The 945-nt window shown below is 55.6% G+C and carries 1 protein-coding gene; it reads left to right on the top strand.

The window, feature by feature from the left end; translation table 11 throughout:
• Nucleotides 1–618, top strand: a 618-nt coding sequence (locus tag ACFSM5_RS07350; protein WP_379875663.1) for a flagellin, incomplete at its 5' end; no start/stop codon positions are given.
• Nucleotides 619–945 lie beyond the last annotated feature (327 nt).

The raw sequence follows: 945 nt of genomic DNA, 5'->3' as shown, positions 1-945 counted from the left end.
AACGCCCTGGGTTCGGTCCAGGTTGCGAACACCGCCGTCAACAGCATCTCGAACAAAGTGCAGGACATGCGCAAGACGCTCGTCCAGCTCGCCGATGCGAACGTTACCGGCGACACCCGCACCCAGCTGGAAAACCAGTACGCCGAACAGATGGTTTCGCTCGTCAACTACGCTCAGGCCGCTGACTACAACGGCGTGAACATGGTTTCGAACGGCACCAACTTCTCGGTCATCCGTGATGCCATCGGTAACCAGCTGGCTCTGACTGCCGTTGCGACCTCGGTCGTTGCTGCATTCTCGGCTCTGTCGGTTGCTGTCACCTCCTTCACCATTGCGGCCTCGCAGCTTGGTGCTACCGCGTCGTTCGCGACCGCGGAAGCCAACATCGGTACCGCTCTGAACCGCGTCGGCGTTCTGAACACCCGTCTGAATGACCAGATTAAGTTCAACTCTGGTGTGCAGGATGCGACCAAGGCCGGTCTGTCGTACATGATCGACGCCGACCTGACGGTTGAATCGGCTACTCTGACCTCGCTGCAGATTAAGCAGCAGCTGTCGTCGCAGTCGCTGTCGATTGCCAACCAGCGTCCGCAGATCATCCTCAGCCTCTTCGGCTAATCGGACGATCTGTCGACAGGTTATGTCGACTGGGAAAGGGGAGGCTTCGGCCTCCCTTTTTTTGCTTTTAAAATGGGCTTTATTTGATTGTTTTTATTGCGTCTTTCCCGCAATCCATCGGGCTTGGCGATTGTGTCGTTAACGCGGGTTTATCTTGTTTGACATCAGCTTTAGAGCTGAGGCAGGCTCCAGTTGCTACATGAAGTAGTAAGTCTTATCGCAAGTATGCAATTGACTGGAGGCAAGAATGCCCATTTCCGTTAATACCAACCTGTCGGCAATGACCGCTGCCCGCATCCTGACCAACACCGGCGACCAGCTGGACAA

The organism is Lacibacterium aquatile, assembly GCF_042683105.1.
Classification (GTDB): Bacteria; Pseudomonadota; Alphaproteobacteria; order Elsterales; family Elsteraceae; genus Lacibacterium; species Lacibacterium aquatile.
The sequence above is the reverse complement of the archived record's forward strand: the minus strand, read 5'-3'. Positions and strand labels throughout refer to the sequence as shown.